This is a genomic window from Mannheimia sp. (genome assembly GCF_056854775.1).
The window spans coordinates 1-22,092 of sequence record NZ_JBXGGI010000025.1; the positions used below are offsets into that span (position 1 = coordinate 1).

Below are 22,092 nucleotides of genomic sequence, written 5' to 3' on the forward strand. Positions count from 1 at the left end.
TTTGTTCCGTAATCTTCTGCTCAGGCGATTTATGATTTGAACCACTACCTGAACCACTGCTACCACAAGCTGTTAAACCAATTAAGATCAAACTCGCTAAGGTTAATTTTTTAATACTCATAATTTGTTCCCTTTAATTAAACAAAAATTTAACAAAAATAACTTTCAGTTATATAGAATAACCATAAGTTATATTATAAACCCAAAAATACATTTCCATATAAAAAATAATGTTTTTTAGACATCTGGTACAATGAGTTTAAATAGGGGTAATCTACTTAAAAATATGCTATCACGCTTAGCCCAAACACATCAGCAATACTGTGGGCTACCCAAAACGGAAATAGATTTTTCTCTTTTGAGCGGGAGTAGAGGAGATAAATAATTAAACCAAGCCAAATTCCTAATCCTAAGGCGGTTTCTAATCCTTGATATGTGTGAAAACTGACACGAATAATAAGTGAGTAAAGTACCGCCCACTTCAAATAATTAGGCTTAACCGCAAGGCAGATACCTAGAAAAAATATCTCTTCATAAAAGCCGTTTAGTATGGCATACAATACCGTTGAAAATCGAACCTCTCTTAATACGTTTAAAAAGGAAACAGAATTATCAGAAACGTAAAATCCATAAATTACAGCATAATAAAGATCCATTGCGAGTGATAGTAAGATAAATAACCCAACACCTTGTAAAACCGATTTTAAAGATGGCTCAATATGCCATTGGCTAAAGTTAAAATTCCGCCATTTTAAATAGCAAAATGCAGCTATTAATAATCCAAGTTGGGTTATAAATGCTTGATAATTTTGTGCATTCGAAAAAGTTAAATTCTCTTCTAACGTAACTGTTTCTTGACTTAGCAATAAATATTGTGAAAAAGAAGTATAAATTGCTAATCCGAAAAAGATGATGGTTAGAACAACGAGATCCAATATATTTAGGTACGCTCTTTTCATTTTTTTCTTGTTCTCCTTTGTAAATTTTTCATAAAAAAAGACCGCTTGTTAAGCAATCAGCCTTATCATCAACGCCTATTAATGCCTTTGTATACCTAATAAGAGGTAATTATCGTCCTTAAGATTTTATTAGTCAAAAATAGAAACATTAAAAAAAGTATGGATATTATACATTCAATACGCTAATTATGAAAAACTTCAAAATTTAGCTTACTTTTTTTCAAAAATGTGGCATAAACCACATTTTTCATTTTCGCTTACTGGTAAAATTTAATAAGTTAAAATTTATGAAAATTTGAATAGGCACATAAGAATGAGCGAACAGTTTGAGTTGCCGAAAAATGGCACAGTTCGGTTATTGCAGATAACCGATCCGCATCTCTTTTCTCACACAGAGGAAACTCTGCTCAATGTTAAAACGGTTAAAAGTTTCTCAGCGGTCATTGAGCAGATACAAAAACAAATTGAGCAAACGCAACAAGGTTTTGATTTAGTTCTTTCAACGGGGGATTTAATTCAAGATCATAATATCGCTGGCTATCACTATTTTGCTCAGCTGACCGAACCCTTGAAAACGCCAATTGTTTGGTTAGAGGGTAATCACGATGTTCAGCCAAATATGACTGAAATTTTGGGTGAATATTCACATATTTTGCCACATAAGCAAATTTTAATCGGCGAGAAATGGCAGCTTCTTCTATTAAATACACAAGTTGCCGGTATGCCTTATGGTGAACTTTGTTACCATCAGCTGAAATGGTTAGAAGCAAAATTGAATGAATACTCGGAACGTTTTACCTTAATCGCATTGCATCACAATATTCTGCCAACAAATTCCGCTTGGCTTGATCAGCACAGCCTAAAAAATAGTGATGAATTAGCAAAAATTTTACAGCCGTTTAATAATATCAAAGGGATTGTACACGGACATATTCATCAACAGGTAGATGATATTTGGAATGGTATTCCTATTTATGCAACGCCTTCAACTTGCATTCAATTCAAGCCGAATTGTGATCAGTTTACCTTAGATTTATTGCCTCAAGGCTGGCGAGAAATTATACTCCACGAAAATGGTGCGATAGAAACCACCGTCAAGCGGTTAAATTCCAATGATTTTTTACCAAATCTAAATGCTCTTGGTTACTAAAAAATAATAGCCCTCAATGTTGATTTGAGGGCTATTTTCTTTTCAGAAGTTATTTTTTCTCTTCTGTTTTTTTCATTAAGTCATCAGGGATAAAGCCTTTTTGAACCGCTTCCATATGTGGAAGATTGTGAGCGATCCCTTTGTGGCAGTCGATACAGGTTTTATTTTGCTCTTGTGCCAATGCGTGCATTTGCTGTGCCACTGTTTTTTGTTGAGTGAAATCCATATCTTCAAAGTTATGGCAATTACGACACTCTTGTGAATTGTTCGCTTTCAAACGCTCCCATTCACGAGCTGCCATTTCACCACGATGTGCTTCAAATTTCTCTTTGGTATCCACTTTACCGGTGTAGTGAGCATATACTTCTTTAGCTGCAATAATTTTACGTTTCCATTTCGGGAAAAATTCGTGTGGAACGTGGCAGTCTGAACAAATCGCTTTCACACCACTACGGTTTGAGTAGTGAGCAGAGGCACGATATTCAGGCACAACATCATTCATATGGCAGCTTGAGCAAAACTCTTCCGTATTTGTGTAAGCAAGCCCTGCATTAAAGCCACTCCACGCAAAAATACCACCTAATGCAGAAAGTAGAATTACTAAGCCAATTGCCATTCTACTTGGGCGACGTAACCAGTTAAAAAATCTTCTTATCATTGCTTACTCCTTATTTACCTTGCGTTTGTCGTACAGACTCAAATTTATTTTGAACAATCGGGTTTACGTTTGTTTGTTGCACGTGGCATTGTAAACAGAAGTAACGACTTGGCGATTCAGTTTGGAGTGCTTTACCATCACGGTTAGTAAAGTGGCTCTTAGGTAATGGTGTTGCACCTGTTACTTTTGAAGGCTCAACTGCGTGGCACGCCAAACATTGGTTCACATTTTTACTCACTTGTAAGCCACGAATGCTATGTGGAACAAGTGGTGGTTGGAATGGGAAAGTGGTTGGAATATTTCCTACATCTTTTTGTGGGTTATGAAACCCAGGGGCAACACTTTCAGTTGTATCATCAATAGAGCCAGACAACTTCGGTGCTTCTGCCATTGCAAAGCCGGTCATTGCGGCTAAAATTAGGGCAAGATATTTTCTCATTTGAGGTTCACTCCATTAAAATGCTTGTTTTCAAACAAGGCTAAAATTTAAATATTCTTTACATCAATACTGCCTTGAAAACGTGTTCCAAAGGCAAAAACTTTTTCGGCACAAACGTCAATACAACGTCCGCAGGTAATGCAATCTTTCGATAAAATAACCGTGCTATCTTCCGGTTTACCGTGTAACGGCACACGAAGCACTTGTGGCTCAGGGCAGACGTTGTAACAATCCATACAATTATCGCAACGATTACGATCAACCACCTTGACCTTGATTAGGCTTTTTGCCCCAATCAACGCATAAGTTGCACCAATCGGGCAAAGGTGTCCGCACCAGCCGTGTTCAACCACTAATAAGTCGAATAAGAACACCACTAACACTAACCAAAGTGTTGCTCCTAAACCAAATACAAATACTCGACCTAATGCTGCTACAGGGTTAATCCACTCCCATAATAGCGTGCCGGAAATCGCACTACCGATTAAAATCACGGCTAAAATGATATAGCGTAAACCGCGTGGTAATTTTGCACTTTGGCGAATGCCTAATTTACGTCTTAGCCAAGCAGCTGCATCAGTTACCATATTCATCGGACAAACCCAGCTACAAAACAGTTTGCTACCGACAATCGCATAAAATGCAACAATAATTAATGCCCCAATCAGCACCGTCCATTCAGGTTGATATCCTGTTGCCAGCACTTGTGCGGTCATTAGCGGATCTGTCATCGGTACGGTATCGAGCAATAAACTGCCACTGTAGTTACCTTTTAAAATCCAAAAATTCCAAAGTGGACCACTCATAAACATTAAAATAATGCCAAGCTGAGTTAATCGTCTTAAAATCAAGAACCGATAAGCGTGCCACCAACCTAATTTCTGACGAGCTTCTAAGCCGGCATCTCTTGGTGAATTTGCTGCCATTATTTCACCCCCTTCAGATTTAAGTCTAAGTCAGGGAAATGCTCAGGTGCTTCAACCGTCGTTGAATTTGGCACATAATCCTGAGTTGCACGGCTTGGCGTTGCAACTCTTGCACCCGGCTTAACTTCCATATGTTGATAAACCGGCTCGTGTAAACCTTCCGGCATTCTCGCATCGTAAGCTGGGCGTAAACCGTCCGGGTGTACATCTTCAATCAAAGATTTACCGGCATTTTGTTTTTCTTGCCAGCCTAAACGGTAATGACGACCAAGTAATCCTTTCGCTAAATCCATCGGTAATACTTTAATAGCCGCTTCTTCTAATACGCAAGCCTGTTCACATTTGCCACAACCTGTGCAAGCATCAGAATGCACGGTTGGAATTAATTTTGCGTGGATGGAGGTTCTGTCGTTATGTATTTTTTCAAGTGTAATCGCTTTATCAATTAAAGGGCAAACTCGATAGCACACATCACAACGCAAACCTTGCCAGTTCAAGCAAGTTTCGTGGTCTAGCAATACGGCTAAGCCCATTCTTGCATCATCAATATCTTTAAGCTCTTCGCTCAAAGCTCCGGTCGGACACGCCTTCATACACGGAATATCGACACACATTTCGCACGGTTTATCACGTGCAATGAAATATGGTGTGCCGGCTTCCACAGGAGAAATTAATGACGCTAAATGCAGCATATCGTAAGGACACGCCTGAACACACTGCCCACAACGGGTACAAGCACTTAAGAAATCTTGCTCTGCCAATGCTCCCGGTGGACGTAATGCTACACCTTGACGAGCAAAACTTTGCTGTTGTTGCAGCCCTAAAATCACCCCAACACCACACACACCTGCTGCGGTGCGGGTAACATTTTTTAAGAACTGACGGCGATTTGGATCCAGTTTCATCGTGGGTTTCCTCTTAATTCAAGCGGTTGGTTTTCGACAATTTTTTGCAAATTTGACGATTTCTGTAGGGGCTAATTGCAATTAGCCCCTACGCTAAACTTGAAATTTTGCAAATTTTTATGAAAATTTAACCGCTTGTGATGGACAAATAATAATTTGCCCCTACGGGGTATAATGTCGGGCGAAAAAATTTCGCCTATTCACATTAAGCCTTAACCACTTTAACCGCACATTTTTTGAAGTCGGTCTCAAATGAAATTGGGTCTGTTGCATCAAGGGTTACTTTGTTAATTAACTGACCTGCATCGAAGAAGGTTGAGTAAATTAACCCTTCCGGACATTTATTACGACCACGCGTATCTAAGTTCGATACATACTCACCACGACGAGAAATCACTTTTACCTTGTCGCCATGACGTAAACCACGTTTTTTCGCATCTTCCGGGTGCATCCACACAAGATTGGTTGGGAATGCTTTGTGAAGTTCCGGAACACGACGGGTCATTGTGCCTGTATGCCAGTGTTCAAGCACACGACCGGTACAGAACCATAAATCGTATTCTTCGTCCGGTACTTCTGCAGGACCTTCATAAGGCACGCCTAAAATAATTGCTTTACCATCCGGCTGACCATAGAAGTTCACACCTTCGCCTGCTTTTACATACGGGTCATAGCCTTCACGGTAACGCCATAAGGTTTCTTTGTATTCTCCTGTTTTTTCGTCTTTCACTACAGGCCAACGTAAACCACGCACTTTATGGTACGTCTCGAAGTCTGCCAAGTCGTGTCCGTGTCCGCGTCCAAATTGAGCATACTCTTCAAATAGCCCTTTTTGAATGTAGTAACCGAAGTGATCTGCTTCATCGTTCATATAGCCCGGAATATTGGTTGGCACTTGGTAGCTATCTACTTTACCGTTGGTGTAAAGGATTTCGTATAACGTTTTGCCACGTAATTCAGGGGCTTTAGCAAGTAACTCTTCCGGCCATACTTCTTCTACTTTGAAATATTTAGAGAATTCTACAAGTTGCCAAGTATCAGAACGTGCATTTGCCGGTCCTTTCACTTGCTGACGCCAGAATTGGGTGCGGCGTTCTGCATTACCGTAAGCACCTTCTTTTTCTACCCACATACAGGTTGGAAGAATTAGGTCTGCCGCAACGGCTGAAACTGATGGGTACGGATCTGAAACCACAATAAAGGTTTCAGGATTACGCCAGCCCGGGAAGATCTCTTCGTTGATATTCGGACCACCCTGCATATTGTTCGTACACATCTGCCATAAGAATTTCATTTTGCCATCTTTTAATGCACGGCTTTGTGCAGTAGCGTGATAGCCCGGCACATCCGGAATTGCACCTGCCGGCAATTTCCACGCTTTCTCAACAATTTCACGGTGTTTAGGATTTGTTACCACCATATCTGCTGGTAAACGATGGATAAATGTTCCTACTTCACGGGCTGTACCACAAGCAGATGGCTGACCGGTTAAAGAGAATGGTCCGCAACCTTCTAATGCAATCTTGCCTGTTAATAAGTGTACGTTATACATCATGTGGTTTACCCACACACCGCGTGTATGTTGGTTGAAGCCCATTGTCCAGAATGAAACAATTTTTCTATCCGGGTCAGCATACATTTTCGCTAAGGCTTGTAACTGCTCTTTCGGCACACCCGAAATACGGTGAGCTTCATCTAATGTATAGGGTGCAACGATTTTCTTAAATTCTTCAAAATCGCTGTCATACATTTTGCCCGCTGTTTTAGCGTTAGTATTTTGCTGTAATTTATGTTCAGGACGTAAACCATAACCGATATTGGTTTCACCACGTTTGAATTTAGTGTGTTTATTTACGAAATCCCAATTTACTTTATCGTTTTGGATAATATAGTTAGCGATGTAGTTTAAAATTGCTAAGTCTGAGTGTGGTTTAAAGATAATCGGCGTATCTGCTAACTCAAATGAACGATGCTCGTAAGTAGACATCACCACTACACGCACGTTGTCATTTGATAAGCGACGATCTGATAAACGACTCCATAAAATCGGGTGCATTTCCGCCATATTTGAACCCCAAAGCACAAACGCATCGGTTTTTTCAATATCGTTATAGCAACCCATCGGTTCATCCATACCGAAAGTACGCATAAAGGCAACCGCAGCTGATGCCATACAGTGGCGTGCGTTCGGGTCAATTGTATTAGAACGGAAACCACCTTTCCAAAGTTTAACTTTTGCGTAACCTTCAAAAATGGTTGTTTGACCTGATGAGAACATACCTACTGCATTCGGACCATCACTTTTAATGGTAGCTTTGATTTTATCTGCCATTACCGTAAATGCTTGTTCCCAAGAAACCGGCGTGAAATCGCCGTTCTTATCAAATTTACCGTCTTTCATACGAAGCATAGGTTCTTGCATACGGTCTGCACCGTACATCATTTTTGATAAGAAATAACCTTTAATACAGTTCAAACCGCGATTTACTTCTGCATCCGGGTCGCCTTGTGTCGCAACCACTTTGCCATCTTTTGTACCCACAAGTACACTACAACCTGTACCACAATAACGGCAAGGGGCTTTATCCCAACGAATACCGCTATCATCAGCTTGAACGTTTTTCACAGGAATCATAATCCCTGCCGCAGCAGCTGCAGCTACCGCTGCATTTGCTTTCATAAAATCTCTACGATTGAGTTCCATAATACTGTCCCACGTTTGCTTCAAAAATAACTTGTTATTGTTCATCGATATAGTTTGAGATTAAAGAGACCACAATCACACCTTTAATATCTCTTACTTGATCGATACGATCTGAAAGGGCTAAATGCACATCGCTTTCGATCGTTACGACTAATTTGCCTTCTTCCGGTTTTTCCCCGTGAATTTCGGTATACGGAATATTCAGAATCTCGGCTTTAACGTCTTCCAATTTTTCCGGCTTTGCTTGTACCACTAAACTACAAACATACCAGTTTTCGTTTTCAGATAATTTTTCACTCATACTTCATTTACTTGTTGAATATGGATGGCACTTGTCGGACAAATACTCAAACAAGCCCCACAACCGTTACAGCTTTCTAAATTTAATACCATTTGAGCAATACCGCCTAAACTTGGGCGGAAGCGGATCACTCGCATTTCACAACTGTCGCCACAACTTCGGCATTCTGTTCCCAGTTTCAATAAGCAACTGTCTTGAATTTCAATTTTGTGGCTCCAAGCCTGCTCCGAAACAACTCGGAAAACATCGGCTTCGCAAGATTGCACACATTTTTCACAGAACGTGCACTCGCCTTTACTAAAATCGACTTCAGGATAACCGCCCGCCCCTTTTATAATAATGTTTGTTTCACAAGCCTTAATGCAGTTATCACAAGCGGTGCATTTTTCTAAAAAATTTGCTAAATTAGCCCACGGTGGACGAATTGGTTCATAACCTTGCCGGCTGACTTTTTCACTTTTTAGTGAATCCAAAAATTGCCCTTGTAAAAAGCTACGGCGAGGAAGTGATTGATTAGGATTATTGGTCAAGAAAACACCATTTTTAATGCCATTATCATAAGTTAAATTATCCAATGTTCACTGGTTATCGTTCATTCCTCAAATGGGGTATTTGCTTAAGTATTCACCAAAACATTGATTTCCATCAAAGAAATTTTCATTGAGCTCATCTACCAACTACGCAAAAGATAAAAAGGTAAAAATAATGAAACATCTCATTATCTACGCTCATCCAAACCCGAACAGTTTTAACCACGCAATTTTAGAAAAAGCGGTTGAAGCCTCACCAAATAATGTGATAGTGCGAGATCTCTATCAGCTTAATTTTCAACCTAATTTAAGTTGGCAGGAATTTCGCCAAAGCATTTCGCATCAATACGCCGAAGATGTAGCAAAAGAGCACCAATATTGGCGAGAGGCGGATGTTATCACCTTGATTTATCCGCTTTGGTGGATGGGGTTTCCGGCAATTTTAAAAGGCTATTTAGATCGGGTTTTAAGTTATGACTTTGCCTATCGTAACGGCGACATTGAAAGCATCGGCTTGCTTACAGACAAGAAAATGCAACAGTTTGTAACGCTCGGTAATCCGAATGAAAAATATGAAAGAAAAGGCTTTCTGGCTGCCTTTGAACACACTTTGGGGAAAGGGTTATTTGAGTTCTGCGGCATTAGTGAAGTACAAATGCACTATTTTGGTGATGTTGGCTTGAAAGAAACCGATTATGCCGCCATCTTGCAAGAAGTGGAGCAATCTTGCAGGGAAATATTGAAATAAACTTGCAAAAAATAAGATAAAAATAACCGCTTGCAGGCTGATTTGAGGCTTACAAGCGGTCGAATTTCAAAGAAATTTTGCAAATTGTTTAATCAATCGGAGGAACGTAAGTCCCGTTCACAATGGAATCTTTAATGCGATCTGCCTCTGCTAACACCTGACCTAACAACGCTTTCACGTTCTCGAGGGTGGCAATCGGGCTTAAGGTCGTCATTTTTAACGATTGATTATTGCCGACTTTGGTTACGCCAATATTCGCCTCACCACGAGCAAACAGCTCATCAGCCACGTTTTGGTTCAATGTATCCACAAATTCTGCCGGATAGCCTTTCGGCACAACACGGAACAGCACCGAGGCAAATTGTGCCGGCACAAGCATTTCCAAGCCTTCGGTTGCGGTGATGTAAGCCTCAACCTTTTTGGATAAATACACTCCGTGATCGATCATTGAGGCATAAAGATCTTCGCCTAATGCTTCCACCGTAAACCACAGTTTCAACGCATCAAAACGGCGAGTGGTTTGCAGTGATTTCGCCACCAAGTTAGGCACACCGTGTTCTTCATCATATTCTGAGTTGAGGTAATCTGCTTTGTAATCAATAAAGCGATAGTTCGCTTGATCTTTTAACAAGAATGCCCCACAGGAAATCGATTGGAAGAAATGCTTGTGGAAATCGAGCGTGATTGAGTCGGTTAATTCGATGCCATCAAGGAAATAACGAAAATCTTTCGATAATAATAACGCTCCGCCCCAAGCGGCATCAACGTGTAACCACGCTTGGTATTCGTCCGCCAATTTGCGGATCGCTTTCAAGTCATCAATCGCACCGGCATCGGTTGTACCTGCGGTCGCCACGATGCAAGCCACGATTTTGCCATCAGCTTTCAAGTCTGCTAAAGTTTTGGCTAAAGCATCTAAGTCCATTTGAGCATTAGCATTTGACGGCACAGTGACTACCGATTGGAAGCCCATTCCCATCATCGCCATATTTTTTTGTACCGAGAAGTGTGCATTTTCTGAACAAACCACTTTCACGTTTTTCATCGCTTCAGCAGGAATCCCGTTTACTTGCACTGACCATTCAGAGCCGTCTTCATTTTTCCAACGGTTCGCAATCGCCCAATCACGAGCAAGTAACACGCCCATTAAATTCGACTGCGTACCACCTGAAGTAAACACTCCAGCTGTACCTTCGCCATAGCCAACTTTTTGGCGTAACCAGTCAATTAAATGCTCTTCCATAATCGACCCAGCCGGGCTTTGATCCCAAGAGTCCATTGATTGGTTGGTCGCATTAATCAACACTTCGGCAATTTGGCTGGTAACCATTGTCGGGCAATGCAAGTGAGCCAGCGAGTGTGGGTGGTGAACCTTAAGGCTTGGGTTGAGGAAAATCTCCACTAAATGCTCAAGGGATTTTTGCACTCCCACGCCCTCTTTAGTAGGCTTGAAGCCGTCAATCAAGGCTCGCATTTGCTTGATCGAACCGCCGGTGTACATTTTTTCATTTTTTAACCAATTTGATACCGCTTGCACCGCATTGTTCATTGCGGTTTCATAATCTGCAATGGATTGTGGATCGCTACAAAATAGCGATTGTCTGTGTTTGGAAATATCTGTCATTTTTATTATCTCATTCAATGCTATATACAATTCAAGCGGTCAAAATTCGCAAATTTTTTGCAAAATATGACCGCTTGCATTATCAAAAATTAACCACGTACCGCTTTAACAGCTTCGGTTACAGATTGTTTGAAGCGTTTGATAAACTCTTCACATTCTGCTTGGGTAATATTTACCGCACAAAGCACACGCACAACATTACCACCACGTCCGCCACGTTCTAGTAATAGACGGTTTTTGAAACAGTATTTTTGAATCGCTACCGCTAAATCACAATCACGTGGATAAGCTCCTGTTGCATCTTTTGGCTGGCGTTCATCAACAATATCGATCCCCATCATTAAACCTTTGCCACGTACATTACCGATACAAGGGAATTCTTGGCTTAATTCACGTAAGGCTTGGGTTAAGTATTCGCCTCGCTCTTTCGCATTTTGAGCAAGGTTTTCTTCACGCATAATTTTTAACGATACATAACCGGTCGCCATCGCTAATTGGTTACCACGGAATGTTCCCGTGTGCCCTGCCGGCTGCCACGCATCAAACTCTTTTTTGATCGCTAATACCGCTAATGGCAAGCTACCGCCAATCGCTTTTGACATCACCACGATATCCGGCTCAATGCCTGCGTGTTCAAAGGCGAACATTTTACCTGAACGGCAGAAACCGGCTTGAACTTCGTCCACAATCATTAAAATGCCGTGTTTTTTCGTTACTTCACGTACTTTTTGTAAGAAGCTGATTGGAGCAGGCACTACGCCACCTTCACCTTGAATAGCTTCAAGAATTACGGCTGCCGGTTTTACCACACCACTTTCAACATCTTCGATGAAATTTTCAAAATAGTGCTCAACTGCTTTTGCACCTGCTTCACCGCCAATACCAAACGGGCAGCGGTATTCGTGCGGATACGGCATAAACTGTACGCCCGGCATTAAGCCTTGCACTGCATTTTTCGCACTTAAATTACCGGTTAAAGATAATGCACCGTGTGTCATACCGTGGAAACCACCAGAGAAAGCAATCACGTTGCCACGACCGGTGTAAGTTTTTGCTAATTTGATTGCCGCTTCGTTAGCATCAGCTCCTGTTGGACCGGTGAATTGCAGGATATATTGATCTTTCGGGAAAAATGAAAGTAATTCTTCCGTGAAAGCATCTTTTAATGGTGTAGTAATATCTAAAGAGTGTAAAGGTAAACCACTGTCTAAAACATCTTTAATCGCTTGGATTAATTTAGGGTGGTTATGCCCTAATGCAAGCGTTCCTGCACCTGCTAAAAAATCGAGGTATTCATTGCCTTCAACATCGGTTACCCAAACGCCCTGTGCTTTTTGGTAAGCAAACGGCAATTTACGTGGGTAACTACGCACATTTGATTCCATTGCATCTTGGCGATCTAAAAAGTACTGATTTGAAGCCAGAACGGCTTGAATAGGAGTTTTAATTGTCATTGAAATAAACCTTCTAAAAGAGGTGAAAAAAATAAGTCGGGTGCCTTGCGGAGGAAGCCTAAGCTCTCGAATCCTGAAAGACTCGGTGCCTTGGGGCATTTGACTCGCTACTTATTAAAAAAAGCGTTTCAGCTTTTTTGTTTTTACCCTATATACCCGAAAGAAAGGATGGGATAGGTTGGAAACAGACTTAAAATGTAGGGCTACATTTAAGAGGCGTAATAATACCTTTTTTTTCTGAAAAGGGAAGGTATTTTTCTCTAAAAGTAAAAAACCCAGCATTCGCTGGGTTTTAAATCTTAAAGCAAAATTATTTGATTTTTGCTTCTTTGTAGATAACGTGTTTACGCACAACTGGATCAAATTTTTTGATTTCCATTTTCTCAGGCATATTACGTTTGTTTTTATCTGTTGTGTAGAAATGACCTGTTTCTGCTGTAGAAACTAAACGGATTTTCTCACGAGCACCTTTAGCTGCCATTTGTTAGCTCCTTAGATTTTTTCGCCACGAGCACGGATTTCAGCTAATACTGCATCAATGCCTTTTTTATCAATAATACGCATACCTTTCGCTGTTAAGCGTAAAGTTACGAAACGGTTTTCGCTCTCAACCCAGAAACGGTGAGTGTGAAGGTTTGGTAAGAAACGACGTTTAGTCGCGTTCATTGCGTGTGAGCGGTTGTTACCAACTGCTGGACGCTTGCCGGTTACTTGGCAAACTCTTGACATTTGAATTTCTCCAATAATTTTAAGCTTAAAAATGGTTCGGGCTATCTCACAAAAGGCGTTGCTCAACCAACCCCTCCGATTTTGATTGCCTCGTCAGGCATTAACCCAACCACAGTCTATGTAATAAAGACTGCGGATTATACAGTCTTCATTTGTTATATTCAAGCAGAATTTATATGCGTATCTTTTTACTATATTCAGAAAAAATGTTCAAGTTCGAACAAAACAAGCGGTAATTTTCTAACAAAATTTTGCAAAAATTTAATGGGTTTGAATATCTAACTTTTCTTCCTCAAATGAAAAATAGTCTCCTTTCCCTACAATAATATGATCCACAAAACGAATATCGACCAGCTCACACGCCATTTTTATCTTTTTGGTTAAACTTCTATCCGACTCGCTAGGTAAACAAGAACCAGAAGGGTGATTATGTGCCACAATAATTGCCGCTGCATTATATTTCAAAGCTCTTTTAATAATTTCTCGCGGGTGAACCGCTGTTTGGTTTATCGTACCAAAAAACATCTTTTCTTTATAAATCAAACGATTTTGATTATCCAAAAACAATACCATAAACACTTCACGCTCTTCTTCCTCCAATTCCGTTTGAAAATACATTATTGCCATATAAGGGGCTTGAATCATCTCACTAAATTCCATTTGTTGAGCCAAATAGCGTTTAGTCATTTCTTTGGAGGCTTGTAACTGAATATATTTCGTTTTACCTAATCCATAAATTTTACAAAATTCATCAATATCGGCATTGAGTAATTGACGCAATGAACCAAACACCATTAATACGCTTTCTGCCAATGTCATTACAGGGACATCTTTTGTACCTGTCCGTAGGAAAATTGCTAATAATTCCGCATCTGTTAAAGCTGCTGCCCCGTGAGTTAATAATTTCTCACGCGGCATTATCGTTGGCTTTTGAGAATCTTCATCAAAAAAATCGTTCATTTTTTCCTCCATCAATTTCGTTAAGCATAAAAGAGCCAACCTTTGCAGACAAAAGGATTTATTCAATTTTTCGAGCCAGATCGCAAAAATAGTTTTGTTGTGAGCAATTACTTATTCCGTTAAAATAGGCAAAAAATCCAAGTCAAAGGAAATTAGGATGTTACAAAATAAAAAAATTTTAGTGGGCATTACAGGCGGAATTGCCGCTTACAAAACCATTGAATTTATCCGCCACTTAAAAAAGGCAAATGCGGAAGTACGAGTAGTCTTAACCCCTGCCGCAGAGGCTTTTGTAACGCCTTTAACCTTACAGGCAATTTCAGGTAATGCCGTTTCTACTTCCCTACTCGACCCTCAAGCCGAGCTGGCAATGGGGCATATTGAATTAGCGAAATGGGCGGATTTAGTGATAATTGCCCCTGCAAGTGCTGATTTTATTGCTCGGCTGCGAGTGGGAATGGGAAATGATTTGCTCTCCACCATTTGCCTTGCGACTGCAAGTCCTATACTGCTTGCCCCTGCAATGAATCAACAAATGTATAAACAACTGGCGGTACAAGAGAATATCACTACGCTCATCTTTCGCGGGATGCAATTTATCGGTCCTAACAGTGGCTTCCAAGCCTGTGGTGATGTAGGAGCCGGGCGTATGTCTGAACCCGAAGAAATCTACCAAGCCGTGCTGGCTCACTTCGCTAAAAATCAAGATTTACAAGGTTTGAATGTAACTATTACCGCAGGTCCGACTCGCGAGGCTATCGACCCTGTACGTTATATCAGCAATCATAGCTCCGGCAAAATGGGCTACTCCATAGCCAAAGCCTTTGCCGAACGTGGGGCAAACGTAACACTGATTAGTGGACCGGTGAATTTACCAACACCCGATAATGTTGAACGCATTGATGTGCAATCCGCTTTAGAAATGGAGCAGCAAGCGGTCAAATTTGCTCAAAAATCTGCAATTTTCATCGGCTGTGCGGCGGTAGCGGATTACCGAATGGCGGAAGTTTCCAACCAAAAAATCAAGAAAACCGATGACAGTGATGAACTCACACTCAAACTAGTCAAAAACCCCGATATTATCGCTAATGTCGCCAATCTTGCAGAAAATCGCCCCTTTGTGGTTGGTTTTGCAGCAGAAACACAAAATGTGGAGGAATACGCCAAATCAAAACTGCAACGCAAAAACCTCGATATGATTTGTGCGAATGATGTTTCAGGTGGGCAAGTGTTCGGGCAGGATCAAAACTCGCTTCATTTGTTCTGGAAAAACGGAGAGAAAAAATTACCGCTAGCGGATAAAAATAAGCTGGCGGAAAATTTAGTACAAGAAATAGTAGAACGTTATCGAAACAAATAAATTTGGTGTTTTTACAAGCGGTCAACAAAGATAAAAAATTTACAAAAGGACAAACAATGAAACAGATCGATTTAAAAATTTTAGACAGCCGTATCGGCACGGAATTTCCACTTCCAGCTTATGCAACAGAAGGCTCGGCAGGCTTGGATTTACGAGCGTTAATTAATGAACCGCTTACGGTTAAAGCAGGCGAAACTGTTTTGATCCCAACAGGAATTTCAATTTATATTGCCGATCCAAACTTAGCTGCGGTGATCTTACCCCGCTCAGGTTTAGGGCATAAAAACGGGATCGTGTTAGGCAACTTAGTCGGCTTGATTGATAGCGACTATCAAGGTCCTCTAATGGTTTCACTTTGGAACAGAAGCCAAGACGATTTTACCGTGAATGTGGGCGACCGTATCGCTCAGCTAGTTTTCGTCCCTGTGGTTCAGGCAAATTTCAACATCGTGCAAGATTTTGAGCAAACTGAACGTGGTGAAGGTGGTTTCGGGCACTCTGGCAAGCAGTAAGTAGCAGGGTGAGCAATGATGGAACCTAAAATTAAAATGCCGAAAAAATCGGTAGTGGAACGTCGCCAGCAGGTACTGGAAGTGTTAATCGGTTTGTTAAATTCTGAAGATGGAATGCAACGTGTAACTACCGAGCGTTTAGCTGCGGCGGTGGGCGTGTCGGAAGGGGCGTTGTATCGCTATTTTCCAAGCAAAACAAAAATGTTTGAAGCGTTGATTGAGAAAATTGAGCAAACGCTAACCAGCTATATTCACGCCAATAAACGCCAAGACAGCAGTGCCAATTCGGTGCGAGCCATTCTTTACTCTATTTTGGAATTTGCCCGTAAAAACCCAGGGGTAACCCGAATTCTAACAGGGCACGCCTTAATGTTTGAAGATGATATTCTGAAAGCTCGTGTCGCCAAATTCTTTGATAATTTGGAATTGCAATTTGCCAATATCTTGCAGCTCAGCAAACTGCGTGAACGTAAATCGTTTGAAGATGAAAGAGCGTTGGCAGGTTATTTGGTAAATTTCTGCGAAGGGCAATTTTTACGTCTGGTTCGCTCAAATTTCAGCTATAACCAGCATCAACATTTTGAAAAACAGTGGGCATTTATCAAGCCTTTATTTGATTAATTATGATTATACCTTGGCAAGACTTAGAAGAATCCACATTGCATAATGTGCTGGATTCTTTCATTTTACGAGAAGGCACAGACTACGGTGAAATCGAGCTTTCTTTGGAAGAAAAAAGAGCACGCTTACTCGCCCAACTAAAGGCAGATAAAGTAGTTATCGTTTGGTCTGAATTGCACGAAAGCCTTGATATTAAAGACAAAAAATCTTTCTTAGGCTAATAGTTAATTTCGTGCTAGAATCTCGAAAATTTAACCTAGTATAAAGAGTTATAGGAAATACTATGCAAGATATGACGCTCTCAACAGCACCACTTGAAAATGTAACACCTCCGCCCTCGATTCACGATCCTGCGGTTGAGTGGTTTTTAACACATTGTCATATCCATCGTTATCCTGCGAAATATACACTAATCCACGCAGGAGAAGATGCTCAATCACTTTTTTATATTGTTAATGGTTCGGTATCGGTTTACATTAAAGATGATGAAACCAAAGAGATGCTTTTAACCAATTTAGGTACGGGTGAATTTGTAGGCGAATTAAGTCTGTTTGAAGAAAAAGTGCAACAACGCACCGCTTATGTTCGAACCAAAGGAGCGTGCGAAATTGCGGAAATTTCCTATAAAAAATTCAAACAACTTGTGCATTTAAACCCTGATATTTTGATGTATTTATCGGCACAAATGGCTCGTCGTTTACGCCAAACTTCACGCCAAGTGGGAAATCTTGCCTTTTTAGATGTGGCAGGACGTATTGCTCAAACCTTGCTCAACTTAGCCAAAATGCCTGATGCAATGACTCACCCACAAGGTATGCAGATCAAAATTACCCGCCAAGAAATCGGGCAAATGGTCGGCTGCTCGCGTGAAACTGTTGGACGCATTATGAAAATGTTGGAAGACGAAGGTTTAATTTCTGCACACGGCAAAACCATTGTCGTATTCGGAGCAAGGTAATACTAAATGTAGAGGCGGGTCCTGTGCCTGCCTCAAATCTCAATTGCAAAATTTGATAAAAATATTACCGCTTGTAATTCCCACTTCTTAACGTAACCTAATAATGATGAAACACAGTTTAACCTCTTTTCACACGTTCCACTTGCCTGCAAACGCCACGCAAATTATTGAATTTACCAGCGTTGAACAACTACTCACAGAATGGCAAAAAGCTTTTAATGCTCAAATGCCGATTTTAATTCTAGGGCAAGGCTCTAACGTCTTGTTTTTAGAAGATTTTGACGGTGTAGTCTTAGTTAATAAACTAAAAGGGATTGAACACCGTGAAGATGAACAATTCCACTACTTGCACGTTCAAGGTGGGGAAAATTGGCACGAATTAGTGAAGTGGACATTAGCACGTAACATTGCAGGCATTGAAAATCTTGCGTTAATTCCCGGTGTGGTAGGCTCTGCCCCAATTCAAAACATCGGAGCCTATGGCGTAGAGTTTGAGCAAGTGTGTGATTTTGTCGAAGTGATAAATTTACGCACAGGCGAACGCTTTACGCTTTCAAAAGAAGAATGCGGCTTTGGCTACCGTGAAAGTGTATTTAAACACCAATATCGTGATGAATTTGCGATTATTTCCGTTGGTTTAAAATTTGCTAAAGCGTGGCAGCCTGTACTGACTTACGGCTCGCTTACTCAATTTGATCCGCAAACCGTTACGCCCCAACAAATTTTTGATGAAGTTTGTGCCGTTCGCTCCTCAAAACTACCGAACCCGGATGAATTTGGTAACGCAGGCAGTTTCTTTAAAAACCCGATTATTTCACCTGAGCAATTTGCAGATGTACAAGCAAAATTCCCAACTATTCCAAGCTATCTACAGCCCGATGGCTCAATCAAACTAGCTGCAGGTTGGTTAATTGACCAAGCAGGCTTAAAAGGCTTACAAATTGGCGGTGTAGCGGTGCATACTCAGCAAGCCTTAGTCTTAATCAACAAAGAAAATGCCACAGGAAAAGACGTTGCGGAATTGGCAAAAACTGTTCGCCAACGTGTGCGTGAAAAATTTGGGGTGGAAATCCAGCCTGAAGTACGTTTTATTGGCAAAAATGGCGAAGTGGATAGCGAGCAAATCACTCGCTAAGAGAGGTAAGAATGAAGCTCAACCAAGCCCAAATTCAAGAAGCACTACTCTGTGGACAAGCCATTGTATTTGATGAAATTGGTTCAACCAACGAGTATTTACTCACTCATCATCAAACATTAGAAAATGGCTCAATCTGCCTTGCCGAAAAACAGACTGCCGGGCGTGGTAGACGTGGGCGAACGTGGTATTCGCCGGAAAGCGAAAATCTCTATTTTTCCATTTTATGGCATTATCCAAATGAAGAAGCAGCAAATCTGCCATCACTTAGCCTTGTAGTAGCGTTAATTATTGCTGAAAGCCTCTGTGCACAAAATGTGGATGATATTCAAATCAAATGGCCAAATGATATTTACTATAAAGGTAAAAAAATGGGTGGTATTTTGCTGGAAAGCCAAGCCACTCGCAATAGCTTAAATTTAGTGATTGGCATTGGTTTAAATTTGGGTATGACAAAAGTGGACGAAACCATTGTTACCCAAGCGTGGGCGGATTTATCACAATATCATTTCGACCGCAACAAACTAGTCTGCCATTTAGCCTTTGAGTTGCAAAAAAATCTCAAAATTTACCCGCTTGTCGGCTTCTCTCACTACGCTGAACGCTGGCAAAAATTCGATATTTTCTACAATAAACCGGTGAAATTAGTAACAGAAACCAGCGAAATTCACGGCACCTCACTCGGCATTAACGAACAAGGCGAGTTAATCCTCCGACAAGGCGAAACCATTCAATATTTCGGTATTGGAGAAATGTCGCTTCGGGCAGATTAGCTTCTTACAAGCGGTTAAATTTTCCATATTTTTTGCAAAAAATAGGAGAAATATGACCGCTTGCAATTCAAAGAATTGCTATAATCCCTTTATTTTGAACAATCGTAAGTAGCTTTAATGCTGCACCACTCGGTTTTTTGATCCCTCTTTCCCAATCTGAAACCAGATTTTTGCTTACATTTAAATAATGAGCAAAAACACTCTGAGAAAAGGCTTCTCTCTCCCTAATTTGTCGAATTTCTTCAGGTGCAAGAGGTTTAATCGGCGTTAAGCATAATTTATCAAAACTTCTCATTGTTTTTTTAGGAATAATACCTACCTCGTGTAGATCACTTGCATTATCGTGCAGCATTTCTAATATATTACTTTTATTCGTCATCTGATATTTCCTGTTTGATTTCAATCAGCTTATTATTTTGTAGCAATAAGTTTAGTTCATCATCTGTTAATTGTTGATATATTTTTGATAAGGCTTTCAACGCTATAAATTCAGCAGCAGACAAATTTTCTTGCTGATTTTTCGCAAAACCTGCAACAAAATAACTGCGATTATTTATTTGATAAAAAATAATCATTCTATAGCTACCTGAACGTCCACGCCCGTTGGTGGCTATTCGTTGCTTAATAATGAAATGCCCTAAATCAGCATCAATAAGTCCTTGATTTGCTCGATATATAGCCTCCAGCAATATTTCATCACTAATTTGAGCTTTTCTCGCAAATTTTTCAAAAGCTTTTGTCTTAAATATTTTTTGCATATATTGTCATCTTTAGAATGATATTTCAATCTAATTTAATAATGCAGAAAATCTTTAACAAGTACAATTAACTTATTTCTATTTTTCGATGCAGATCGCAAAAACAGTTATTGGCATCTTCTCTCTTTAGAATTATTAGTTATAACAACACACCTTTTGTTCTTTACTCTCAATATAAGAAAAGGTACTCTTTGTCGGTTAGCTCTAAGATAACGGAGAAAAATATGAAATTTTCAACTTTAACGAAAGTAAGTGCAGGCGTATTTGCAGCTTTAGCATTAGCCGCTTGTGATGATAAAAGCGAAAACAAAGCAACTACGACTGTAGCAGCAAAACCGGCTGTAGAGAAAACTTTTGTAAACTGTGTGAGCCGTTCGCCAACTGGCTTTAGCCCTATTTTAATGATGGACGGTTTATCTTATAACGCCAGCTCGCAACAAATTTATAACCGCTTAGTGGAATTTGTGCCGGGCACAACGGATATTGAACCTGCGTTGGCTGAAAGCTGGGAAATCAGCGAAGATGGTTTAACTTACACCTTCAAATTACGTCAAGGTGTGAAATTCCATTCAAATAAAGATTTCACCCCAAGCCGTGAGTTAAACGCAGATGATGTGGTGTTCTCATTCAACCGCCAACTAGACAAAAATCACCCATATCACACGGTTTCTAAAGGAACTTATCCGTACTTCAATGCGATGAAATTCCCAACGTTATTAAAATCGGTAGAGAAAGTGGACGACAGCACGGTGCGTATTACCTTAACCAAACGAGATGCCTCGTTCTTATCAAGTCTTGGTATGGATTTCACTTCGATTTATTCTGCGGAATATGCGGATAAAATGATGAAAGCCGGCACGCCTGAAGCAGTAGATACCACACCAATCGGCACAGGTCCGTTTGTATTTAGTGGCTATGTGTTAGACCAAGCAAGCCGTTATGTGGCAAACAAAGAGTATTGGAAAGGTAAGCCGGATATTGACCGCTTGATTTTTGAGATTGTGCCGGACGCAACCGCTCGCTATGCGAAATTACAGGCTGGTCAATGTGATTTAATGGACTTCCCGAATGCCACCGACATTGAGAAAATGAAAACCGATCCGAAAGTGAATTTATTATCTCAACCGGGTTTAAACATTGCTTATGTGGCGTTCAACACCGAAAAAGCTCCGTTTGATAACGTGAAAGTTCGCCAAGCGTTGAATTTAGCGGTAGATAAAAAAGCAATTATTGATGTGGTTTATCAAGGCAATGGTTTTGCGGCAAAAAACCCTCTTCCGCCAACGATCTGGGGATATAACGACAGCTTACCTGAGTCTGAATACAACATCGAAAAAGCGAAACAATTATTAGCGGAAGCTGGCTTCCCGAACGGTTTTGAAACCGATTTATGGGTGCAGCCTGTAGTGCGTGCTTCTAACCCGAACCCACGCCGTATGTCAGAAATTATTCAAGCGGACTGGGCGAAAATCGGTGTGAAAGCAAATTTAGTAACCTACGAATGGGGCGATTACATCAAACGTACCAAAGCAGGTGAATTAACTGCGGGGACTTACGGTTGGTCTGGTGATAATGGCGATCCGGATAACTTCCTATCTCCACTGTTCGGCACGCCAAACGTGGGTAACAGCAACTATGCACGCTTTAGCAATCCAGAGTTAGATGCGTTATTGGAAAAAGCATTAGGCTCATCTGATAAAGCAGAACGTACTAAGTTATACGAACAGGCTCAAGTGATTTTAAGAGAGCAAGCACCTTGGATTAACGTAGCTCACTCAATTAACTTTGCCCCAACCAGCAAACGTGTTGAAGGCTACAAACAAAGCCCATTCGGATATACTTACTTATATCCTGTGAAGATTGTAGATTAATGAAATCAGAGATAAAC

At 40.6% G+C, this 22,092-nt stretch carries 25 protein-coding genes; 10 read left to right on the top strand and 15 right to left on the bottom strand.

Going from position 1 to position 22,092, the window contains the following annotated elements; translation table 11 throughout:
* Window positions 1–278: 278 nt before the first annotated feature.
* Window positions 279–959, bottom strand: a complete 681-nt coding sequence (locus tag ACJHV0_RS02220) for a CPBP family intramembrane glutamic endopeptidase (protein WP_334229588.1) — start codon at window positions 957–959, stop codon at window positions 279–281.
* Between the two features lie 313 nt (window positions 960–1,272).
* Here ACJHV0_RS02220 and cpdA point away from each other — a divergent pair, with 313 nt between their 5' ends.
* Window positions 1,273–2,109, top strand: a complete 837-nt coding sequence (gene cpdA / locus ACJHV0_RS02225) for a 3',5'-cyclic-AMP phosphodiesterase (RefSeq protein ID WP_483133270.1) — start codon at window positions 1,273–1,275, stop codon at window positions 2,107–2,109.
* Between the two features lie 49 nt (window positions 2,110–2,158).
* On the opposite strand, the gene ACJHV0_RS02230 is transcribed toward cpdA, so the two are convergent.
* The 7 genes from ACJHV0_RS02230 to napF all read right to left on the bottom strand — a co-directional run bounded on the left by ACJHV0_RS02230 (window position 2,159) and on the right by napF (window position 8,572).
* Window positions 2,159–2,767, bottom strand: a complete 609-nt coding sequence (locus ACJHV0_RS02230) for a NapC/NirT family cytochrome c (RefSeq protein WP_025236815.1) — start codon at window positions 2,765–2,767, stop codon at window positions 2,159–2,161.
* A 10-nt stretch (window positions 2,768–2,777) separates the two neighbouring features.
* Entirely contained in the window at window positions 2,778–3,206 is a 429-nt protein-coding gene (locus ACJHV0_RS02235; RefSeq protein ID WP_025236816.1) for a nitrate reductase cytochrome c-type subunit, read from the bottom strand.
* Between the two features lie 47 nt (window positions 3,207–3,253).
* The gene (napH, locus tag ACJHV0_RS02240; protein WP_483133271.1) at window positions 3,254–4,132 is read right to left on the bottom strand and encodes a quinol dehydrogenase ferredoxin subunit NapH; all 879 of its coding nucleotides are present in this window, start codon (window positions 4,130–4,132) and stop codon (window positions 3,254–3,256) included.
* Window positions 4,132–5,037, bottom strand: coding sequence for a ferredoxin-type protein NapG (gene napG / locus ACJHV0_RS02245; RefSeq protein ID WP_283386772.1), 906 nt, complete (start codon window positions 5,035–5,037; stop codon window positions 4,132–4,134). Before napG ends, napH begins: the two co-directional genes overlap by 1 nt.
* A 205-nt stretch (window positions 5,038–5,242) precedes the next feature.
* Complete coding sequence (gene napA, locus ACJHV0_RS02250) at window positions 5,243–7,741, bottom strand: nitrate reductase catalytic subunit NapA (RefSeq protein WP_483133272.1); 2,499 nt, start codon at window positions 7,739–7,741, stop codon at window positions 5,243–5,245.
* Window positions 7,742–7,775: 34 nt separating this feature from the next.
* Window positions 7,776–8,042 (bottom strand): chaperone NapD, encoded by a 267-nt coding sequence (locus ACJHV0_RS02255; protein ID WP_025236820.1) that lies wholly within the window; start codon window positions 8,040–8,042, stop codon window positions 7,776–7,778.
* The gene (gene napF / locus ACJHV0_RS02260) at window positions 8,039–8,572 is read right to left on the bottom strand and encodes a ferredoxin-type protein NapF (RefSeq protein WP_483133282.1); all 534 of its coding nucleotides are present in this window, start codon (window positions 8,570–8,572) and stop codon (window positions 8,039–8,041) included. The genes ACJHV0_RS02255 and napF overlap by 4 nt, the downstream gene beginning before the upstream one ends.
* Before the next feature lie 175 nt (window positions 8,573–8,747).
* Between napF and ACJHV0_RS02265 the strand changes: the two genes are divergently transcribed.
* Window positions 8,748–9,320, top strand: coding sequence for an NAD(P)H-dependent oxidoreductase (locus ACJHV0_RS02265; protein ID WP_483133273.1), 573 nt, complete (start codon window positions 8,748–8,750; stop codon window positions 9,318–9,320).
* Between the two features lie 88 nt (window positions 9,321–9,408).
* On the opposite strand, the gene ddc is transcribed toward ACJHV0_RS02265, so the two are convergent.
* The 5 genes from ddc to radC form a co-directional block, all read right to left on the bottom strand.
* Window positions 9,409–10,944 carry an L-2,4-diaminobutyrate decarboxylase gene (gene ddc, locus ACJHV0_RS02270; RefSeq protein WP_483133274.1) on the bottom strand — a complete coding sequence of 512 codons (1,536 nt, stop codon included), beginning with the start codon at window positions 10,942–10,944 and terminating at the stop codon, window positions 9,409–9,411.
* Window positions 10,945–11,033: 89 nt separating this feature from the next.
* Window positions 11,034–12,398 (bottom strand): diaminobutyrate--2-oxoglutarate transaminase, encoded by a 1,365-nt coding sequence (locus ACJHV0_RS02275; RefSeq protein WP_483133275.1) that lies wholly within the window; start codon window positions 12,396–12,398, stop codon window positions 11,034–11,036.
* A gap of 310 nt (window positions 12,399–12,708) precedes the next feature.
* Window positions 12,709–12,879, bottom strand: a complete 171-nt coding sequence (gene rpmG / locus ACJHV0_RS02280) for a 50S ribosomal protein L33 (protein WP_005613503.1) — start codon at window positions 12,877–12,879, stop codon at window positions 12,709–12,711.
* A gap of 11 nt (window positions 12,880–12,890) precedes the next feature.
* A complete protein-coding gene (gene rpmB / locus ACJHV0_RS02285; RefSeq protein WP_006251446.1) occupies window positions 12,891–13,127 on the bottom strand; it encodes a 50S ribosomal protein L28 in 237 nt (78 codons plus the stop codon).
* Window positions 13,128–13,388: 261 nt separating this feature from the next.
* The gene (radC, locus tag ACJHV0_RS02290) at window positions 13,389–14,087 is read right to left on the bottom strand and encodes a RadC family protein (RefSeq protein ID WP_244141787.1); all 699 of its coding nucleotides are present in this window, start codon (window positions 14,085–14,087) and stop codon (window positions 13,389–13,391) included.
* A 157-nt stretch (window positions 14,088–14,244) separates the two neighbouring features.
* Between radC and coaBC the strand changes: the two genes are divergently transcribed.
* From coaBC to ACJHV0_RS02325, 7 genes are all read left to right on the top strand, one after another.
* A complete protein-coding gene (coaBC, locus tag ACJHV0_RS02295) occupies window positions 14,245–15,447 on the top strand; it encodes a bifunctional phosphopantothenoylcysteine decarboxylase/phosphopantothenate--cysteine ligase CoaBC (RefSeq protein ID WP_483133276.1) in 1,203 nt (400 codons plus the stop codon).
* Between the two features lie 56 nt (window positions 15,448–15,503).
* Window positions 15,504–15,959 carry a dUTP diphosphatase gene (dut, locus tag ACJHV0_RS02300; RefSeq protein ID WP_334256434.1) on the top strand — a complete coding sequence of 152 codons (456 nt, stop codon included), beginning with the start codon at window positions 15,504–15,506 and terminating at the stop codon, window positions 15,957–15,959.
* Window positions 15,960–15,974: 15 nt separating this feature from the next.
* The gene (gene slmA, locus ACJHV0_RS02305) at window positions 15,975–16,580 is read left to right on the top strand and encodes a nucleoid occlusion factor SlmA (RefSeq protein WP_483133277.1); all 606 of its coding nucleotides are present in this window, start codon (window positions 15,975–15,977) and stop codon (window positions 16,578–16,580) included.
* A gap of 2 nt (window positions 16,581–16,582) precedes the next feature.
* Window positions 16,583–16,801, top strand: a complete 219-nt coding sequence (locus tag ACJHV0_RS02310; RefSeq protein ID WP_025236833.1) for a YheU family protein — start codon at window positions 16,583–16,585, stop codon at window positions 16,799–16,801.
* A gap of 62 nt (window positions 16,802–16,863) precedes the next feature.
* Window positions 16,864–17,538, top strand: coding sequence for a cAMP-activated global transcriptional regulator CRP (crp, locus tag ACJHV0_RS02315; protein WP_025236834.1), 675 nt, complete (start codon window positions 16,864–16,866; stop codon window positions 17,536–17,538).
* A gap of 103 nt (window positions 17,539–17,641) precedes the next feature.
* Window positions 17,642–18,673 (top strand): UDP-N-acetylmuramate dehydrogenase, encoded by a 1,032-nt coding sequence (murB, locus tag ACJHV0_RS02320; RefSeq protein ID WP_483133278.1) that lies wholly within the window; start codon window positions 17,642–17,644, stop codon window positions 18,671–18,673.
* An 11-nt stretch (window positions 18,674–18,684) separates the two neighbouring features.
* Window positions 18,685–19,446, top strand: coding sequence for a biotin--[acetyl-CoA-carboxylase] ligase (locus ACJHV0_RS02325; protein ID WP_025236836.1), 762 nt, complete (start codon window positions 18,685–18,687; stop codon window positions 19,444–19,446).
* 67 nt (window positions 19,447–19,513) lie between these two features.
* Here the strand turns inward: ACJHV0_RS02325 and ACJHV0_RS02330 are convergent, their stop codons facing one another.
* Together ACJHV0_RS02330 and ACJHV0_RS02335 are read right to left on the bottom strand one after the other, a co-directional pair.
* A complete protein-coding gene (locus tag ACJHV0_RS02330) occupies window positions 19,514–19,825 on the bottom strand; it encodes a helix-turn-helix domain-containing protein (RefSeq protein ID WP_025236837.1) in 312 nt (103 codons plus the stop codon).
* A complete protein-coding gene (locus tag ACJHV0_RS02335; protein ID WP_025236838.1) occupies window positions 19,815–20,204 on the bottom strand; it encodes a type II toxin-antitoxin system RelE/ParE family toxin in 390 nt (129 codons plus the stop codon). The genes ACJHV0_RS02330 and ACJHV0_RS02335 overlap by 11 nt, the downstream gene beginning before the upstream one ends.
* Before the next feature lie 224 nt (window positions 20,205–20,428).
* Between ACJHV0_RS02335 and ACJHV0_RS02340 the strand changes: the two genes are divergently transcribed.
* Entirely contained in the window at window positions 20,429–22,075 is a 1,647-nt protein-coding gene (locus tag ACJHV0_RS02340) for an ABC transporter substrate-binding protein (RefSeq protein WP_334229574.1), read from the top strand.
* The last annotated feature ends 17 nt before the right edge of the window (window positions 22,076–22,092 follow it).

Bases quoted from the DNA above. Each gene is read 5' to 3' on its own strand.
- ACJHV0_RS02330 (WP_025236837.1), bottom strand. From the start codon at position 19,825: ATGACGAATAAAAGTAATATATTAGAAATGCTGCACGATAATGCAAGT.
- napH (WP_483133271.1), bottom strand. From the start codon at position 4,132: ATGGCAGCAAATTCACCAAGAGATGCCGGCTTAGAAGCTCGTCAGAAA.
- rpmG (WP_005613503.1), bottom strand. From the start codon at position 12,879: ATGGCAGCTAAAGGTGCTCGTGAGAAAATCCGTTTAGTTTCTACAGCA.
- coaBC (WP_483133276.1), top strand. From the start codon at position 14,245: ATGTTACAAAATAAAAAAATTTTAGTGGGCATTACAGGCGGAATTGCC.
- ACJHV0_RS02255 (WP_025236820.1), bottom strand. From the start codon at position 8,042: ATGAGTGAAAAATTATCTGAAAACGAAAACTGGTATGTTTGTAGTTTA.
- murB (WP_483133278.1), top strand. From the start codon at position 17,642: ATGATGAAACACAGTTTAACCTCTTTTCACACGTTCCACTTGCCTGCA.
- ACJHV0_RS02335 (WP_025236838.1), bottom strand. From the start codon at position 20,204: ATGCAAAAAATATTTAAGACAAAAGCTTTTGAAAAATTTGCGAGAAAA.
- crp (WP_025236834.1), top strand. From the start codon at position 16,864: ATGCAAGATATGACGCTCTCAACAGCACCACTTGAAAATGTAACACCT.
- ACJHV0_RS02265 (WP_483133273.1), top strand. From the start codon at position 8,748: ATGAAACATCTCATTATCTACGCTCATCCAAACCCGAACAGTTTTAAC.
- ACJHV0_RS02310 (WP_025236833.1), top strand. From the start codon at position 16,583: ATGATTATACCTTGGCAAGACTTAGAAGAATCCACATTGCATAATGTG.
- napG (WP_283386772.1), bottom strand. From the start codon at position 5,037: ATGAAACTGGATCCAAATCGCCGTCAGTTCTTAAAAAATGTTACCCGC.
- ACJHV0_RS02275 (WP_483133275.1), bottom strand. From the start codon at position 12,398: ATGACAATTAAAACTCCTATTCAAGCCGTTCTGGCTTCAAATCAGTAC.
- cpdA (WP_483133270.1), top strand. From the start codon at position 1,273: ATGAGCGAACAGTTTGAGTTGCCGAAAAATGGCACAGTTCGGTTATTG.
- radC (WP_244141787.1), bottom strand. From the start codon at position 14,087: ATGAACGATTTTTTTGATGAAGATTCTCAAAAGCCAACGATAATGCCG.
- ACJHV0_RS02340 (WP_334229574.1), top strand. From the start codon at position 20,429: ATGAAATTTTCAACTTTAACGAAAGTAAGTGCAGGCGTATTTGCAGCT.
- ddc (WP_483133274.1), bottom strand. From the start codon at position 10,944: ATGACAGATATTTCCAAACACAGACAATCGCTATTTTGTAGCGATCCA.
- slmA (WP_483133277.1), top strand. From the start codon at position 15,975: ATGATGGAACCTAAAATTAAAATGCCGAAAAAATCGGTAGTGGAACGT.
- dut (WP_334256434.1), top strand. From the start codon at position 15,504: ATGAAACAGATCGATTTAAAAATTTTAGACAGCCGTATCGGCACGGAA.
- ACJHV0_RS02325 (WP_025236836.1), top strand. From the start codon at position 18,685: ATGAAGCTCAACCAAGCCCAAATTCAAGAAGCACTACTCTGTGGACAA.
- ACJHV0_RS02230 (WP_025236815.1), bottom strand. From the start codon at position 2,767: ATGATAAGAAGATTTTTTAACTGGTTACGTCGCCCAAGTAGAATGGCA.
- ACJHV0_RS02220 (WP_334229588.1), bottom strand. From the start codon at position 959: ATGAAAAGAGCGTACCTAAATATATTGGATCTCGTTGTTCTAACCATC.
- ACJHV0_RS02235 (WP_025236816.1), bottom strand. From the start codon at position 3,206: ATGAGAAAATATCTTGCCCTAATTTTAGCCGCAATGACCGGCTTTGCA.
- napA (WP_483133272.1), bottom strand. From the start codon at position 7,741: ATGGAACTCAATCGTAGAGATTTTATGAAAGCAAATGCAGCGGTAGCT.
- rpmB (WP_006251446.1), bottom strand. From the start codon at position 13,127: ATGTCAAGAGTTTGCCAAGTAACCGGCAAGCGTCCAGCAGTTGGTAAC.